The 453-nt window shown below is 36.0% G+C and carries 1 protein-coding gene; it reads right to left on the minus strand.

The features are described 5' to 3' along the window. Positions 1–118: 118 nt before the first annotated feature. Positions 119–453, minus strand: a 335-nt coding sequence (locus IC173_RS20420) for a C40 family peptidase (RefSeq protein WP_227856212.1), incomplete at its 5' end; no start/stop codon positions are given.

The following is a 453-nucleotide window of genomic DNA, read 5'->3' on the forward strand; positions in this document are numbered from 1 at the left end:
AGGATTAACACTTTCTATAGTTCCAAATGCAAGAGTCATTGGATTACTTGTTTCTACTGCATCCATTGCAGCCTTCTTGATTACTTGTAATAATTCCTGTGACACTTTATCACCTCACTTATATAAATCTTCTCACATGTGTGTATGCTTTTCCTTTTCTATATGAATCAACTGACTGTATTTTTACTACATCACCAGTCTGTGGCGAATGAATCATTTGACCATTTCCAAGATACATCATTACATGATTACTACTACCTCCACCAACTCTACACAATAAATCTCCTGCTTTCCATTTGCTTCTATCTTTTAAATCTACAGCTTTTCCTGCTTTACTTTGTGTTGCAACTGTCCTAGGAATACTTATGCCTACTTGTTTATAACACCACTGAGTAAACCCAGAACAATCAAAAGTGTTAGGTCCTTCTGCTCCTCGAGCATATTTACAACCTA

It is taken from the genome of Clostridioides sp. ES-S-0048-02, from assembly GCF_020658495.1.
GTDB lineage: Bacteria > Bacillota > Clostridia > Peptostreptococcales > Peptostreptococcaceae > Clostridioides.